The organism is Pigmentiphaga sp. MLSB6-MA01, from assembly GCF_058793475.1.
Map to the genome: position 1 here is coordinate 1 of NZ_JBXAFV010000005.1, position 15968 is coordinate 15968.

The window sequence follows — 15968 nt, forward strand, 5'->3', positions numbered from 1 at the left end:
GGCGGCCTTAGGAACAGTCCGGGGGACTGTTCCCGCCCGAGTTCTGCGCCCGCCCCGTCCACCCTGTCCCCACCGGGTAGTCCCGCGCAGCGGGACCGGCTTCGCTGCGCCCCGCCCGCCCCCCGGCCCCGGCACCCCGGACAAGACCGGGTAAAGAAAATGAATGCCGAACCAGCCAGGGGCCTATGTTCGACACTAAACCTGCTTCTGCAGGCGCGGATCGAACTGCACCGTCCGGCGCAGCGATTCGCGCTCGGCCATGCGGTCGGCCCAGGCCGACAGGCGCGGCCGCGTGGCGCGCCATTGAAGATCGGCGAAACGGAAATCCGCATGGCCGACCCCGACCGCCACGCCCAGGTGGCCGATGTCGAACTCGCGGCGGTCGAGCTCGTCCACCGTGGCTTCCAGCGCATCCAGCGTGGCCAGGGTCTTGGCGTGGTACGAAGACAGATGCGCCGGCGACTGCAGGGCCGGGTCGCGGCCGCGCTCGTTGTTCCACAGGATCAGGATATCGGTCAGTCCGTTGCCCAGCGCATGCCAGCGCAACGCGGCCAGGCGCTGTTCGAACTCGCGGGGGAACAGACGGCCCTTGCGGCTGTGGTGGTCCAGGTACTCGCAGATGACCAGCGAGTCGTACAAGGCCACGCCCTCGTCGGTCACCAGGGCCGGTATCTTGCCCAGCGGATTGTCCCGCTCGACGTCCGCGTTCACGGTCGACAGCGAGACGGTGGACAGGCAGGTCTCGATGGCCCCGTCCAGCCCGGTCTCGATGGCGGCGGCCATGACCTTGCGCACGTAGGGCGAACGGGTGGACCAATGCAGCTTCATGCGCGCTTTCCAACAAGATATTCCATATGGCGGCCAGTATATCCACCCGGGCGGCCGCGACCGTCCGCAAAGCAGATGTGCCGGCCGGGTGATAGCAGCCGGAAGGCCACGTCGCTATAGTCCGGGGATGCCTAGGAACGCGCGCCCGGACGCGCCACAGGGGAGACAGATGGCCATCAGCTACGACCTCGTGCGATCGGTCAGCGCCCAGCTCTACGAACGCGCGCTGAAGAAGATACCCGAGGACACCAAGGAAGCGCTGCGCGCGGCCGAGCGCAGCGAACACAACGACGTCGCGCGCGGCACGCTGCGCATCATGCTGCAAAGCGCCGATGCCGCCGAGGCCCGCCAGCACTTCGTGTGCTCCGATTCCGGCGTCCCGGTCTACTACGTGGGCATCGGCACCGGCGCCCGGCTGGAGGGTGACATCAAACGCGCCTTCGCCGATGGTTTCGACGATCTGGTCGCCACCATCCAGCCCCCGCTGCTCGCCCACGTGACCAACCCGCTCACCAACGAGCGCGGCTACAAGGGCAAGGACATGCCCATCGTTACCTTCGACCTGATCGATGGCGCCGACTACCTGGACATCACCTGTTCGCCCAAGGCGCTGGGCTCGGGCCGCTGGGCCGCGCTGGAGATATTCACCTTCCCCAGCCTGGAGACCATCGAGCGCTACGTGATGGATGTCATCCTGAAGGCGGGATCGCAGCACTGCCCTCCCGTCGTCATCGGCGTGGGCATAGGCGGCACCTTCGACTATGCCGCCAAACTGGCCAAGCAGGCCACGCTGCGGCCCATCGGCACCACCAATCCCGAGCCCATGCTGGCCGCCATGGAAGACCGCCTCAAGGAAGCCGCCAACGCAACGGGCTTCGGCCCCATGGGCACCGGCGGCGACAGCACCGCCATGGCCGTGCACGTGGACTATGCCTCGGGCCATGGCTTCACGCCGGTGGCGGTGTGCTTCAACTGCTGGATCAACCGCCGCACCCGGGCCCGCATCCACGGCTCGGGCCGGGTGGAGATCATCGAATGACGGCCCGGCCTGACGAGGAATCGATATCGTGAGCACCCTGCACGAACTTGAACTGCCCCTGGACGAAGCCAAGGTCCGGTCGCTGCGCGTGGGCGACCAGGTCCGCCTGCACGGCGAGGTCGTGCTGTGCGCGGGCATGACCACGCACGAACGCCTGACCGGACTGCTCGACCGTGGCGAAGCGCCTCCCATCGATCTGAACGGTGCCGCGCTGCTGCATCTGGGCAGCTACAGCCGGGAGGTCGATGGCCGGTTCGAGGTGCTGTACCTGAACCCCACCACCAGCACGCGCTTCAACGGTTTCATGCCGCGGCTGATCCGCGAGCTGGGGTTGCGGGTGGCGGGAGGCAAGGGCGGACTGGATGCGCGCAGCGTCGAGGCCATGCGGGAGGCGGGCTGCGTATACCTGTCGTTTCTGGGCGGGGGATGCACGCTGCTGTCGGAATCGATACGGGAAGTGGTGGCGGTGCACTGGAACGACCTGGTGCACCACTACCGTCTGGTGAAACTGCGGGTGGAGGGGTTGGGGCCGGCTACGGTGGGGATCGATGCGCAAGGCAACAGTCTCTACGGCGACCTGGCCGAAGCCGCGCACGACCGGCTGCCCGCGATCCTTGCCCGTCTCGGCGAGCGTAGGGCGGAAAATCCCTAGCCCGACACGCCGCCGACATCGGCACGCCGTTCAGCGCTCGGGCGGCGGTTCCGCGCCCGGCTGCCGTTGCAGCATCGGCCGGTGGAAGATTTCCCCCAGCGCGGCATAGAAAGGCCCCCCCAGGCGGGCGATGGGCCGCATGGCGGCGCTGTTGACGCGTCGGCCGTCGTAGATGTCGGGAGAGAGGTGGAAGGCAACGACCTGGCCGATGTACAGGGTGTTGTAGCCCTCCCCCAGCTCGATGGCCTGGTCCAGGCGGCACTCCATCTGCACCGGAGTCGAGGCGATGCGCGGGGGCTTGACGTGGTGGCTGGGCAAAAGCGGGATGCCCAGGGCCTCGGGTTCGCTGATCTCGGGCGGGTATTCCGCGGCGCTGGCGTGCATGATCTCCAGGTCGGCCTCGGTCGAGACGTTGACGACGAATTCGCGCGTCTCGATGATGTTGCGCGCGGTGTCCTTCAGGTCGCCGTCCAGCGTGGAGATGTTGACCGCCAGCATGGGCGGCCGGGTAGCGACGTAGTTGTAGGAGCTGAACGGGGCGGCGTTGACGCGGCCGTTCTGGTCCTGCGTGGTGATCCAGGCCACCGGGCGCGGCACCACGCAGCCGACGACGAGGCGGTAGGCGTCGGCCGGGTCCAGGCCCTGGCCGTCGACGCGTATGAAGTCCTTCATGTTCTCCGATTCCTGTCACGGCGCGGCGAAAGCGCCGCGCCGCAAGACTCATTTCGCCAGCATGTCCAGGGCGCCCAGCAGTTCCGTCATCGCCGTCTTGTCCTTCTGGGCAAAGGTGGTGACTTCGGCCGGCGTCATGTTGTCGATGCTGCCGTCCTGCTGCGCCAGGAAACGCTGGTGCTCCGGCTCGGCGTTGATCGCCGTCAGCGCCGCGCTCAGTTTCTGGATGATAGCCGGGGGCGTGCCGCGCGGCGCCGCCAGGGCATACCAGGTGGAGACCTCGTTCCAGTTCTTGATGCCGGCCTCGGCCATGGTGGGTACCTCGGGCAGCAGCGACGACCGCTTGGCACCGGTATAGGCGATGGCCTTGAGGCGGCCGTCCTTGACGAAGGGCAACACGGGCGAGGCGCTCAGCATGCCCAGCTCGACCTGGCCGCCGATCAGGTCCTGCAGGGCCGGAGCGGCGCCCTTGTAGGGAACGTGGGTGATTGCGATGTTGGCGCGGCGGCGCAGCAATTCGCCGGCCAGATGGGTCGGACCGCCAGTGCCGGCCGATGCGAAGTTGAGCTTGCCGGGCTGCTGGCGCGCCCGGTCCAGCAGGTCCTGCATGGTGTTGATGCCGAGCTTGGCGTTGGCGACCAGGACCACGGGCTGGTTGGCCACCAGTCCGACCAGATCGAAATCCTTCAGGCCGTCGTAGGTCGCGCGCTCGATCAGCGGGCCGACTACCATGCCGGGCGAGGTGCCCATCAGCAGGGTGTAGCCGTCGGGCTTGGCGCGCGCCACGTAGCCGGTGCCGACCATCGCCCCGCTGCCGGCCTTGTTCTCCACGACCACGGGCTGGCCCAGGCGGTCCTTCAGCCGGGCCGCCAGTTCCCGCGCCAGGGTGTCGGCGGGCCCGCCGGGCGCGTAGGGGTTGATCAGGGTGACCGGCCGGCTGGGGTAGTCGGACTGGGCGTAGGCGGCAGGCAGCAGCAAGGCCGTAGCCGCCAGGCCGCCGAACAGGATGGCGAGTGCGCGTTTCAAGGTCGTCTCCATGGCTTATGGTTATCCGCCATCCAGCCGCATGCGGCCATGGCGCTGCGGCCTACTATAGAAGCGCGCCCTTTCCCGTCCCAGGACCGGGGAAGGCAAAGCTGATATGTGCGGCGGCGCAACCGACGCCGCCTGGCGGGTTCACTCCCCTTCCAGCAGCCGGCGCGCCAGCCGCAGGTGCGGCCGATCGATCATCTTTCCGTCCAGGTTCAGCGTCCCCGCGCCCGGGTGCGCGTCGAACGCCTGGACCACCGCCCTCGCCCATCGCAACCGGGCTTCGTCGGGCGTCAACAGACGATTGATCGGCTCCACGTGCCGGGGGTGGATGGCCAGCTTGGCGACGAAGCCGTCGCGTACCGCCTCGCTCGTCTCGGCGGCCAGGATGTCGGGCGCGTCCAGTTCGACGCAGACGGTGTCCACCGCGCGCACGCCCGCGGCCGCCGCGGCCGCCAGGCACAGCGAACGCGCCAGGCGGAACGGCTCGGTGTAGCGTCCGGCCTCCCGGTTGGCCCGGGCGCCCAGGTCGGCGGCCAGGTCTTCCGCGCCCCACGACAGCCCCCACAGCCGGGGCGTGGCGCCGGCGTAGTCGTGCAGGCCGAACAGCGAACGGGCGGTCTCGGTGACGATGGCCAGGATGCGGATGCCCCCCGCGGGCAGGCCGGCCATGGCCTCGCAGGCGTCCAGGTAGTGGGCCGTCCGCTCCAGGTCGGCACGCCGGGCGCACTTGGGCAATACGATGCCGGCTGGCCGTCCGGGAACGACGGCGGCCAGGTCGGCCAGCGCCTCGCCACTGTCCAGCGCGTTGATGCGCACCCAGGTCTGTTTGCCGGCGGGCGCCTGGCCGAGCATGGCGCGCACGGCCAGCCGCGCCGCGCCTTTGTTCTCGGGCGCCACCGAATCCTCCAGGTCCAGGATCAGCGCGTCGGCGGGACTGGCCGCGGCCTTGTCGAACTTGCGCGGCGCATCGCCCGGCACGAACAGCATCGAACGGACCATGGCGGATCTCCTAGGCCGGGGCTTTGTGCATCAAGGCGGAACGCTTGCACCGGGCGACGACATCGCCGTCCTGGTTCAGCGCGAGGTGCTCGAACTCGACGATACCCGCGTCCGGGCGCGAGCGGCTGTCCCGCACCGAGAGCACTCGGGTGCGCACGCGCAGCGTGTCGCCCGCGAACACCGGCTTGGGAAAGGCCACCTCGGTCATGCCCAGGTTGGCGACCGTCGTTCGCAACGTGGTGTCGTTCACCGTCATGCCTATCATCAGCCCCAGCGTGAAGAGGCTGTTCACCAGCGGCCGCTTGAATTCGGTCCGGGCGGCGAAATGGGCATCGATGTGCAAAGGCTGCACGTTCATGGTCAAGGAACTGAACAATACGTTGTCCATTTCCGTGACCGTGCGGGTCCAGTCGTGGGCGAACTCCTGCCCGGGGGTGAACTGTTCGAAGTAGAGCCCAGCCATCGTCGTCTCCTGAATGCCGTTTCCGGTCGGGAATAGGGATTTATATACCCGAACACCGGCATTCGCCCCCCGCCGGGCTCCCGTGCCTACGGCATCCCGTGTTCCTCCAGGCGCAGCGACCGGGCCAGTTCGTTGATGCGGTCCTTGGTCTCTTCGACCAGCGTGCCGATCTCGCTGGCCGACTTGGACGAGCGCATGGCGAGCTTGCGCACCTCGTCGGCCACCACCGCGAACCCGCGGCCGGCGTCGCCGGCCCGGGCGGCCTCGATGGCCGCGTTCAGCGAAAGCAGGTTGGTCTGCGCGGCGATCTCGTTGATGACCGCCACGATCTGGCCGATCTGCTCGCTGGACGCCAGCACGGAATTCATGGCGCTGTGCGTGGTCTCGCGCTCGGTGTGCTCGGACTGCACGTTCTTCAGGAAGGCCGTGTACGCGATCTTGCCTTCGAGCCGTATCTTCGACAGGGACAAGAGGCCCCATATGCGCGTGCCGTCCTTGCGCTCGATGGGTACCTCGCGGCTGGTGCCCACGATCTTGTCCTTGCCCGTGTCGCGATTGGCCTCGACCAGCCGGTCATGGTCGGCCTGGATGGCATGCGGCACCAGCATCTTGACGTTCTTGCCCAGGACCTCGTCGCGTCCGTAGCCCCACAGCCGCTCGGCCGCGGCATTGAAGAACGTGACGTTGTTCCGCTCGTCGATGGTGACCACCGCGTCCAGCGCCTGCTCCAGCGTCTGGTTCATCATCTCGCGCGCGTTGTATTCACCCGTGATGTCCTTGACGAAGGCGGTGTAGGTGATGCGGTCGCCCGCCTTCACCCGCGACAGCGAGAGACAGGCCCACACCTTGGATCCGTCCTTGCGTTCGAGCCGCACGTCGCGGCTGGTGCCCACGATCTTGTCCACGCCGGTGCTGCGGTTGGCGTTCACGTAGCTGTCGTGGACGGCCTGGATGGCCTGTGGCACCAGCATCTTCACGTTGCGGCCGATCACCTCGGACCGTTCGTAGCCCCACAACCGTTCGGCCGCCGAATTGAAGAACGTGACGTTGTTGTCGCCGTCGATCGAGACCACGGCGTCGATGGCCTGTTCCAGCGTCTGGTTGATGACTTCGCGGACCGCGCGCTCGCGCGAGATGTCCTTGACGAAGGCGGTGTACAGGATGCGGTCGCCGACCCGGATCTTGGACAAGGACAGGGCGCCCCAGACCTGGGTGCCGTCCTTGCGCTCGACCTGCACCTCGCGGCTGGTGCCCACGATCTTGTCCTTGCCCGTCTCGCGATTGGCTTCGACCAGCCGGTCGTGGTCGGCCTGGATGCCGCGCGGCACCAGCATCTTCACGTTGCGGCCGATCACCTCGGACCGTTCGTAGCCCCAGAACCGCTCGGCGGCGGCGTTGAAGAAGGTGACGTTGTTCCGCTCGTCGATGGACACGACGGCGTCCAGCGCCTGCTCCAGCGTCTGGTTGATGGTCTCGCGCTCCTCGTGCTGCGCGGTGATGTCGCGCACGAAAGCGGTATAGGTGATGTGCCGGCCGATGACGACCCGCGACAACGACAGGCTGACCCAGACCTTGCGGCCGTCCTTGCGGTCGATCTGCACCCTGCGGCTGGTGCCCACGATCTTGTTCTGCCCGGTCTGGCGATGCGCGTCCACGTAGCCGTCGTGCGCCGCCTGGATGGCCTGCGGCACCAGCATCTTTACGTTGCGCCCGATCACTTCGGAGCGCCCGTAGCCCCATAGCCGTTCCGCAGCGGCGTTGTAGAAGGTCACGTTGTTGTTCTGGTCGATGCTGACGACGGCATCGATGGCCTGCTCCAGCACCTGGGTAGAACGATCCGAACGGAATTCCAATACGCGCGCCAAGCGACTTGCGGTTCCCGACATGCCGACCTCCTCTGGACTGCGGCTGCTGCATCACGATTGTCGACCGGCGGGAAAAAGCACGGCACGCGATAAGAAGCCCTATCGCGTGTCAGTTCCAGCCCATCCCACCGATGGGTAACAGAGGTTGTCGGCTCGCGGCCGGCAGGAATGGATCAGGGACAACCCTGGGTACGCACAACTTCGGCGATCGGGGGGCTTTCTTCCTCACCATGCCCGCTACGCCTTCCAAACCGCGGATCCCGCGGCAACGGCGGGCACAAGGCGCAAAAAGGGCAAGGCGCGGCGCGCGAAGGCGCCGCGCCGCACGGCGTCAGTCCAGGCGGATGCCGAACTCGGCGACGATGGCGCCGGCGCGCGCGTAGTCGTCGCGCGTGCGCCGCGTGAAGTCTTCCACCGATCCTCCCACCGGCACCTCCCACAGCGCGCGGAACTCCTTCTGCACGTCGGGCTCGGCCAGGATGGCCGCGACCTCGCGATTGAGACGCGCGACCACGGGAGCCGGCGTGCCGGCGGGAGCCAGCATGCCGTACCACGTCGTCACATCCAGCCCCTTGATGCCTTGCTCTTCCAGCGTCGGAACCTGGGGCAGAAGCGGGGAACGGGTGGGCTGCACGACGCCCAGCGGCACCATCTTGCCGGCCTGCACATGCGGCCAGAGCGAGCCGGGCACACCGTAGATCAGGTCGATGTGGCCGCCCAGCAGGTCGGTAATGGCGGGCGCGGTGCCCTTGTACGGCACGTGCGTGATCGACACGCCCGCGGCGCGGTTGAACAACTCCCCGGCAATGTGCATGGGCGAGCCGCTGCCCGGGCTGCCATAGCTCAGGCCCGGCCCCTTCTTCGCCCGCGCGACCAGCCCCGCCGCGTCGGACACGCCCAGGCCGGGCCGCGCGGCCAGCAGCAGCATGCCCTGCGACAGCTGGATGACGGGCGCGAAGGCGCGCACGACGTCCGGCGTGGATGCCTTGGGCAGCAGGTGGGCCGCCAGGAACAGGGTGTTCGGGGCCACCAGCAGCGTATGGCCGTCGGGCGGAGCCTTGGCAACGTGGCTGGCGCCGATCATGCCGCTGGCCCCGGGCAGGTTCTCGACCACGAAAGGCTGCCCCAGCCGCTTGGCCAGCCGCAGCGCCACCAGCCTGGCCAGCACGTCGGTCCCCGCGCCGGGCGGATAACCGACCACGATGGTCACGGGCCGCGCGGGATAGCCGGCATCGGGCGCGGGCTGGGCCTGCGCCAGGGAACAACAGGACAACAACAGGCAGATCAGGATTCTCACGGCGTTCTCCTGGCCGCGCGGCGGCGGCCGGCTTCGGGGTTCAGGCGGACTCCAGCATCCGGTCCAGCGCGGGCGCGCGCCGGGCCAGGATGTCTTGCTGCATCTCCTGGGCGTAGTCCTGCTTGGCCACCCACTCCGCCCCCTCGTCCGGCAGGCCGGGAGCGGGCCGGGTCAGGGCGTAGCCGTAGGTCGGGCACACGCCCTCGCCGTCGGCGCGCATGCCCTTGGGCCGCTCGCCCGCCTGCACGGCGCGGATGCCCGCCCGGAGCTGGCGGCGGAACAAGGCGATGCCGGCATCGGCGGCGGTCAGGTTCTCGTTGGCCTGGACCGCCATCCTGCCCTGCGCGACCCACGCGTCCCAGTCTCCCGGGTTGCGGTGCCGTTCCTCGTAGCTGCGCTCGCCCGTCTGGCCGAAGGTGATCGTCGCCAGATAGTCGGCGCGCGCCTTCTCGCTCCATTTTGGCGACAAATGCAGCCATCCCATATGCATCGCGTTGAAATCGTCATTGGGCACGATCCAGGTCGACAGGCCCAGGCCGTGGCTGGACGGCAGTTGGCGACGGTAGCGCAACTCGACCGCCTGCCGCCTGCCCGGCTCGCCGGCCATGTTCTCGGGAATGGCATCGCCCAGGCGGATGCCGTCGGGCACGCGGGCGATGTTGGGCAGGATCAGTTCATTGACGCGGCAGTAGTACAGGTCGTGCACGCGCCGGACGCTGGTGGTGATCTGGCCGATGGGCGTCTCGCAAGCCTGGATGACGGGAAGATCGTAGGCGTAGTCGCCGAACTGCTGCACGTCGAACATCGAATGCAGGAAGGTCAGGTGGATGGGATCCTGCGTGTTCTCGCGCAATTGCACCCAGTTGCAGGGGTTATGCCAGCAGAAGGGCAGATATTCCTCCTCGTCGTAATGCATGAAATCGTAGTCGGGGAAAGGCGGCCGTTCGTCCGGCGGGCCCATGTACGCGAACACCAGGCCACGGAATTCCCGCACCGGGTACGCGCCGTGATACATGCGGGACGCCAGCGAGCCGGGCACCTTTTCCCCCGGCACGTCCAGCAGCGCGCCATCCACGCCGTAGTGCCAGCCATGGTAGGCGCAGCGCAGCCCATGGTCCACGATCAGCGCGTACTCCAGCGACGTGCGACGATGGCTGCAATGGCGCTCCAGCAGGCCGAGATCGCCGGAGCGATCGCGGAACACCACCAGGTCCTCGCCCAGGATGGTGATGGGCAGGGGCAGGTCCTTGATGTCGGCCGCCAGCGCGACGGGCTGCCAGAAACGGCGCAGGTACTCGCCGGCGGGCGTGCCTCGGCCGACTTCGGCCAATTCCCGGTCGGGCGCCGTGGATGGCCGGCGGTCGTAGCCGCCGTAGGGTCGGGTTGCATTGCGGACATCCTGCGCCATGTCATGCCTCGTCGGAGTGGGAATGACCGCATTGTCCCTGCCGTCCCCGGGCTGGGGGAAGCCGGCCGCGGTCAATTCAGCTGTAGGTAAATTCGATGCAATCGACCGCGCAGTGCTAGGTACACGGATAGGGCTATGGCACACTCGACCCGTTTCGCCCGGCCGGGGACCGCGCCATGGATCACTACAAGCAATTGGAGTCCTTCGTCTCCGTGGCGCTGCACGGCAGCTTTTCCGCCGCGGCCCGCAGCGAGGGCGTGGCTCCCAACGTGATGCGCGAGCGCATCGACGCGCTGGAACGGCGCCTGGCCGCCCGGCTGGTCCACCGCAGTCCGCGCGGACTGGCGCTGACCGAAGCCGGCACCGGCTTCCTGGACGCCGCGCGTGCCGTGCTCGCCGGCCTGGAACAGGCCGAGGCGGCCGTCTCGGCGCGCGCCTCGGGCGCGCACGGCCACTTGCGCGTCACCGCGCCCGCCGGCTTCGGACGGCGCCACATCGCCCCGCTGATTCCCGCGCTGGTGGCCCGCCACCCCTCGCTCGACATCACGCTGGACCTGCACGACCACTACGCCAACCTGCCCACCGGCGGCTTCGATTGCGCGCTCTTCATCGGCGATCCGCCCGACAGCAGCCAGGTCGCCATCCCGCTGGGCGGGACGCGGCGCGTGGTGGTCGGCAGTCCCGCCTACCTGGACCGCGCGGGCGAACCGGCCCGCCCCGCCGACCTCGCCCGCCACAACTGCCTGTGCTTCCACGGCGAAAGCCAGATGCAGGCCCGCCATTGGCAGTTCCGCGAGGACGGACGCCTGCTTCAGCAACCGGTGTCCGGCACCCTGCGCTGCTCGGACGGCTCGACGCTGCATCAATGGGCGCTGGCCGGCATGGGCCTGGCCTGGCGCGCGCTGTGGGAAGTCGAGGACGACCTGCGGCATGGCCGGCTGCGCTCGGTGCTGGACCGCTACGCGGTCGCGACCGTAGGCATCTACGCCGTGGTGCCGCAACGCGGACACATGCCTTCGCGGGTGCGGGTATTCATCGATCACCTGCGGCAGGCCTATGGCGATCCGGGCTACCCGTCGGCGCCGGTGGCGCGGTTGTAGTTCAGGACGGCGGCGCGGCCCGCGCCTTGGCGTAGCGGATGAACAAGGCGGGGATCTCCGGCAGGGTCCGGCCCCGCACGCCGACCAGCACCGGTTGCAGCCTGGGCGACTGCCCCGGCACGGCATGGAACTCCAGCACGCCCGCCGCCACTTCGGCCGCGAAGACACTGCGGCCGGCCAGGGTGAAGCAGCCCCCCAGCGCCAGCATCTCGCGCAGGATCTCGGTCGAGCCCGCTTCCTGGAAAAGCGGCATCGCGGGGGTGACTCCCGCGTCCTGGAAAAGCAGCCTGACCGACGCTTCGTACAGCGTGCCGCGGCGCACGGAATACAGCGGCAACCCGGCCAGCACCTGCATCAGCGGCCGTCCGCCAGGCCGTACCGTACCGGTCTTCGCCACCCAGCCCAGTTGCTCATTGAAACGGGCCTGGACCGTCATGGTGCCGTCCACCGCGGCACCGGGCAGGAAGGCGCAATCGATGTCCCCTTCGTTCAGGCAGGCGCGGATCTCCTCGGTGGTGCCCGCGCGCACGGTCAGCCGGACTCCCCGGTTCTCGCGGATGAAGCCGGACAGCACCCTGGGCACCAGGCTGGCCGTGGCCGTATGGAAGGCGCCTATGCGCAGTTCGGGGCGGCTTCCGGCAACTTGCTGCACGGAAGCGACGGCGCTTGCCGACAGGCGCAGCAATTCGCGGCAATGCGGCAGCAGCGCCTCGCCCGCGCTGGTCAGGCTGACGCCCCGGTTGTGCCGGCGCAGCAGCGCCACGCCGACGCTGCCTTCGAGCTGGGCGAGTCGGGTAGAAACGTTGGACTGCACGGTACCGAGCGACACGGCCGCCCCGGAAATGCTCTGGGCTTGCGCCACGGCCAGGAAGTAGCGGGCGGATTCGATGTCGAGCAGCGGGGCGTTCATCGTTCCAGCATAGCAGGATGATGCCTTTTGATATCCATGAAAAAGATCACATCCATCTTTGAAACAGAGATCCAAGTCCATGTCCCGGGTCTATCGTGACGGCATGGAAAAAAGCTATGACGCAATCGTGATAGGCGCGGGATCGGCCGGCTGCATCGTCGCCCGCCGCCTGTCGGAGGACGGCCGCTGCCGGGTGCTGCTGCTCGAGGCGGGCCCGGACCCCGGTCCTCTGGAAACTCCGGCCATCCGCCACCCCTATCCGCTCTCGGCCTACGACGCGGCGCTGCAATGGCCCGGCCTGAAAGGACAGGTCGTGGGCGGCGCCGACCGCCGCATGGCCCGCGTCCCGCAGGGCCGGCTCGTGGGCGGCTCGTCCTCCATCAACGCCATGGTGGCGATGCGCGGAATCGCGGCGGACTTCGACGAATGGTGCGAAGCCGGCGCGCAGGGTTGGAGCTGGCGCGACGTGGAGCCCTACTTCCGCCGGCTCGAATCGGCCGATCCGCGCCAGGACTGCGACGATGCCGCCGCCATCGCGGTCGCGCGGCAGGCAGCCTCGCCGCATCGGCGGCTCAGCAACGCGCTGCTCGATACCTGGGAACAGGCGGGCTATCCGCGTATCGCGGATCCCAACACCGATTTCCGCGACGGCTGCTTCGTCCAGCCGGTCTCGACCGACCGCGGCGGCCGATGCTCGGCGAACCGCGCCTATCTGGGCGCGGCCACGCGAGCCCGGGGCAACCTGGACATCCTGGCCGACACCCGCTGCCTGCGGCTGCGGATCGAACAGGGGCGCGTGCGCGGCGTCGAGGCCGAATCGGCCGGCACTCCGCGGATCTTCCTGGCTCCCCGCGTCTTCCTGTGCGCCGGCGCATTGCAGACCCCCACGCTGCTGCTGCGTTCCGGCGTCGGCGATGCCGCCGCGCTCGAAGCGCTGGGCATCCGGACGGTGGCGGACCTGCCCGGCGTCGGCCGTAACCTGCAGAACCATTGCGCCGTGCCCCTGGGCATCGTCCTGAAAGGCCGGAAGGGACTGCCGCCCGGCCTGCCGACGGCGCACGCGGCCCTGCGGCTGTCCTCGGGCGCGCATCGCTCCGGCGGCGACGTCTACCTGTCGGTCTGGGACCGCGCCGCGTGGCATGCCGCGGGCAGCCACGTGGGCGTACTGAACGTCGTGCTGCACCGTCCCGCGTCGAGCGGATCGGTCACCCTGCGCGCCGGCGACTGCCGGGTCGCGCCGGCCATCGACTTCAACATGCTCGATCACCGGTCGGACGTCGAACGCCTGTCGATGGGCGTACGCGCCGCGATGGAGTTCCTGGAAAGCCCGCGCGTGCGTGCCATCGGCCGCGGCACCGGGCTCGTCAAGCTGGGCAAGGCCGCCGCGTGGATGGGCTTTCGCACGTCGGCGACACGCCTGGCCAGCCGCGCCATGAGCGCCGCCGGCGGCCTCTGGCCCGGGCTTCTGTCGCCACTGTATGCGCTGGCGGTAAAACCGCTGCCGGAGTCGCTATCGGGCGCCGCCGGTCCGCAGGCCGCGCGGGCGGCGCTGCGGGCGTCGATCGTGCTCCAGTACCACCAGGTCGGCACCTGCGCGATGGGTCCGGCGGCATCGCGACTGTCGGTGGCGGCGCCCGACGGCCAGGTCCATGGCGTGGCGGGGCTGACGATCGCCGACGCGTCCCTGCTGCCCGCGGTCCCGCGCGCCAACACCAATCTTCCGGTCATGATGGCCGCGGAGAAGATCTCGGCCATGTTCCTGCATCGATGAAAGAAGACACGCGCGCGACAGGCGCGAACAAGGAGACATCATGTTGACACGACGGACCTTCCTGGGCATCGCCGCCGGCGCCGCCATCACCGTCCGGCCCGCGTTCGGGGAAACCTTTCCCGCCCGGCCGGTCAAGGCCCTGCTGGGCCTGAGCCCGGGCGGCGGGGCGGACCTGCTGGCCCGTATCCTCTTCCGCAGCATGGAAGCGGAACTTCACCAGCCCATCGTGCTGGAGAACCGCCCCGGAGCCGGCACCACGCTGGCGGCGGAGGGCACCGCCCGCGCCGAGCCCGACGGCTACACGATGTACGTGGCCACGGGCAGCTATGTCACCAGCGCGGTCCTGCTGCGCGAACGCGGCGCGACGCTGCAGCGTTCGGGCCGGGGCCTGCTGCATGCGCTCGCGCCGGTCAGCCTGATGTTCACCGCGCCCTATTGCATCGCCGCGCGGCGCGGCTCGGGCCTGGATTCGATCCAGGACGTGCTGGCGCAGGCCCGGCGGCGCCCGGGAGAACTCACCTATGCCTCGTCCGGCATGGGCAGCCAACCCCATTTCGCCGGCGAGCTGTTCCAGTCCACCACCGGGACCAGGCTCCTGCATGTTCCCTACAAGGGCCTGGGGCCCGCCATCGTGGGCGTGCTGGGCGAGCAGGTGCAACTGGTGTTCTCGGACATGAACTCGGTTTTTCCCCGGCACCGCAGCGGCGAGATGAAGATCCTGGCGGTGACCGGCGACACGCGGCCCGCGCTGGCGCCCGACATACCGACGATGAAGGAGTCCGGCATCGCCGGCATGGACATCGCCGCCTGGCAAGGCTATCTGGTGCCCGCCCGGACGCCGGCCGCGCGGATCGAGGCGCTGGCCTCGGCCATCGACCGCAGCCTGCGCGACCCGGCGGTGCGCGACCGCGTGCTCGAGAACGCCGGCGTGCCGGCGGACACGTCGCCGGCGCACTTCCGCGCCTTCCTCGAAAAAGAAACGCGGCTCTATCGCAGGCTCGCGGAATCCGCGGGCATCAAGGCGGATTACTAGCAACGTCCGGCAAGGACAGGGAGATGCAGGTGGTCAAATACGATTTTTCCGGACAGGTGGCCGTCGTGACCGGCGCGGCCAGCGGCGCGGGGCTGCGCATCGCGCAGGACCTGCTGGGCGCCGGCGCGCGAGTGTCGATGTGGGATGCCGGCGCCGAGGCCCTGCGGGCGTCGGCCGCCTCCCTGGCCCCGGCCGACGACATCGATCAACGCACGGTGGACGTGCGGCGCCACGAGCAGGTGGAACAGGCGGCCCAGGCCGTCCTTGCCCGCTGGGGGCGGATCGACGTGCTGATCAACAATGCGGGGATCATCCGCCCGCCCGGCCCGCTGGCCTCGTCGTCGCTGGCCGACTGGGACGACGTCCTGGCCGTCAACCTGACCGGCACCTTCCACTGCTGCCGGGCCGTGATGCCCCTCATGGCGCAGGCGGGATACGGGCGCGTGGTCAACGTCGGCTCGACCTCCGGCAAGGAAGGCAATCCCTACACGCCGTCCTACTCCGCGGCCAAGGCCGGCGTCATCGCGCTGACCAAGAGCCTGGGCAAGGAATTCGCCGCCAGCGGCGTGCTGGTCAACTGCGTCGCGCCCACCGTGCTGAACACCCCCATGACCCGCCGCAACATCGAAATCGCGCCGGAACGCACACAGCGGCTGCTGGAAAAAATCCCCATGGGCCGCTTCGGCGAAGTGGAAGAACTGGCCGCCATGCTGGCCTGGCTGTCGTCGCGGGCGTGCAGCTTCAGCACCGGCGCGGTCTTCGACCTGTCCGGCGGACGCGCCACCTATTAGTCCGGCAGGACGCGCCCGATCCACAAATGAAAAACGCCCGTGAGGGCGTTTTTCATTCAGACCGCGGCGAACACCCATCTCACCCAGGGCACAGCGGATCCGGCTCCG

Annotated in this window: 15 protein-coding genes; 6 read left to right on the forward strand and 9 right to left on the reverse strand. The window is 69.0% G+C overall.

Translation table 11 applies throughout. The features are described 5' to 3' along the window. Positions 1-195: 195 nt before the first annotated feature. A complete protein-coding gene (locus AC1Q6E_RS09740; protein WP_492572639.1) occupies positions 196-828 on the reverse strand; it encodes a glutathione S-transferase N-terminal domain-containing protein in 633 nt (210 codons plus the stop codon). Positions 829-997: 169 nt separating this feature from the next. Between AC1Q6E_RS09740 and AC1Q6E_RS09745 the strand changes: the two genes are divergently transcribed. Together AC1Q6E_RS09745 and AC1Q6E_RS09750 are read left to right on the forward strand one after the other, a co-directional pair. Next, positions 998-1867, forward strand: a complete 870-nt coding sequence (locus AC1Q6E_RS09745; RefSeq protein WP_152797043.1) for a fumarate hydratase — start codon at positions 998-1000, stop codon at positions 1865-1867. Between the two features lie 28 nt (positions 1868-1895). After that, positions 1896-2519, forward strand: coding sequence for a fumarate hydratase C-terminal domain-containing protein (locus tag AC1Q6E_RS09750; RefSeq protein ID WP_296559910.1), 624 nt, complete (start codon positions 1896-1898; stop codon positions 2517-2519). A 30-nt stretch (positions 2520-2549) separates the two neighbouring features. On the opposite strand, the gene AC1Q6E_RS09755 is transcribed toward AC1Q6E_RS09750, so the two are convergent. The 7 genes from AC1Q6E_RS09755 to AC1Q6E_RS09785 all read right to left on the reverse strand — a co-directional run bounded on the left by AC1Q6E_RS09755 (position 2550) and on the right by AC1Q6E_RS09785 (position 10255). Next, positions 2550-3191 (reverse strand): flavin reductase family protein, encoded by a 642-nt coding sequence (locus tag AC1Q6E_RS09755; RefSeq protein WP_492572640.1) that lies wholly within the window; start codon positions 3189-3191, stop codon positions 2550-2552. 48 nt (positions 3192-3239) lie between these two features. Then, positions 3240-4217 carry a tripartite tricarboxylate transporter substrate binding protein gene (locus tag AC1Q6E_RS09760; RefSeq protein ID WP_492572641.1) on the reverse strand — a complete coding sequence of 326 codons (978 nt, stop codon included), beginning with the start codon at positions 4215-4217 and terminating at the stop codon, positions 3240-3242. A gap of 150 nt (positions 4218-4367) precedes the next feature. Next, positions 4368-5222, reverse strand: a complete 855-nt coding sequence (locus tag AC1Q6E_RS09765) for an HpcH/HpaI aldolase/citrate lyase family protein (protein WP_152797048.1) — start codon at positions 5220-5222, stop codon at positions 4368-4370. 10 nt (positions 5223-5232) lie between these two features. After that, complete coding sequence (locus tag AC1Q6E_RS09770; protein ID WP_492572642.1) at positions 5233-5685, reverse strand: MaoC family dehydratase; 453 nt, start codon at positions 5683-5685, stop codon at positions 5233-5235. Positions 5686-5771: 86 nt separating this feature from the next. Then, a complete protein-coding gene (locus AC1Q6E_RS09775; RefSeq protein WP_152797052.1) occupies positions 5772-7571 on the reverse strand; it encodes a PAS domain S-box protein in 1800 nt (599 codons plus the stop codon). A gap of 310 nt (positions 7572-7881) precedes the next feature. Next, positions 7882-8847, reverse strand: coding sequence for a Bug family tripartite tricarboxylate transporter substrate binding protein (locus tag AC1Q6E_RS09780; RefSeq protein ID WP_492572643.1), 966 nt, complete (start codon positions 8845-8847; stop codon positions 7882-7884). 40 nt (positions 8848-8887) lie between these two features. Then, a complete protein-coding gene (locus tag AC1Q6E_RS09785; RefSeq protein ID WP_152797056.1) occupies positions 8888-10255 on the reverse strand; it encodes a Rieske 2Fe-2S domain-containing protein in 1368 nt (455 codons plus the stop codon). Between the two features lie 176 nt (positions 10256-10431). Here AC1Q6E_RS09785 and AC1Q6E_RS09790 point away from each other — a divergent pair, with 176 nt between their 5' ends. Continuing rightward, entirely contained in the window at positions 10432-11355 is a 924-nt protein-coding gene (locus AC1Q6E_RS09790; RefSeq protein ID WP_152797058.1) for a LysR family transcriptional regulator, read from the forward strand. 1 nt (position 11356) lies between these two features. Here AC1Q6E_RS09790 and AC1Q6E_RS09795 read toward each other — a convergent pair whose 3' ends face one another. Continuing rightward, positions 11357-12265, reverse strand: a complete 909-nt coding sequence (locus AC1Q6E_RS09795) for a LysR family transcriptional regulator (RefSeq protein WP_492572644.1) — start codon at positions 12263-12265, stop codon at positions 11357-11359. A 79-nt stretch (positions 12266-12344) separates the two neighbouring features. Between AC1Q6E_RS09795 and AC1Q6E_RS09800 the strand changes: the two genes are divergently transcribed. From AC1Q6E_RS09800 to AC1Q6E_RS09810, 3 genes are read left to right on the forward strand one after another with little or no spacing between them, the layout of a single operon-like run. After that, positions 12345-14036 (forward strand): FAD-dependent oxidoreductase, encoded by a 1692-nt coding sequence (locus AC1Q6E_RS09800; protein ID WP_152797062.1) that lies wholly within the window; start codon positions 12345-12347, stop codon positions 14034-14036. A gap of 40 nt (positions 14037-14076) precedes the next feature. Continuing rightward, complete coding sequence (locus AC1Q6E_RS09805; protein WP_492572645.1) at positions 14077-15069, forward strand: Bug family tripartite tricarboxylate transporter substrate binding protein; 993 nt, start codon at positions 14077-14079, stop codon at positions 15067-15069. Between the two features lie 23 nt (positions 15070-15092). Further along, on the forward strand, positions 15093-15860 hold the full coding sequence (locus AC1Q6E_RS09810; RefSeq protein ID WP_492572646.1) for an SDR family NAD(P)-dependent oxidoreductase: 768 nt from the start codon (positions 15093-15095) through the stop codon (positions 15858-15860). Positions 15861-15968: the final 108 nt, after the last annotated feature.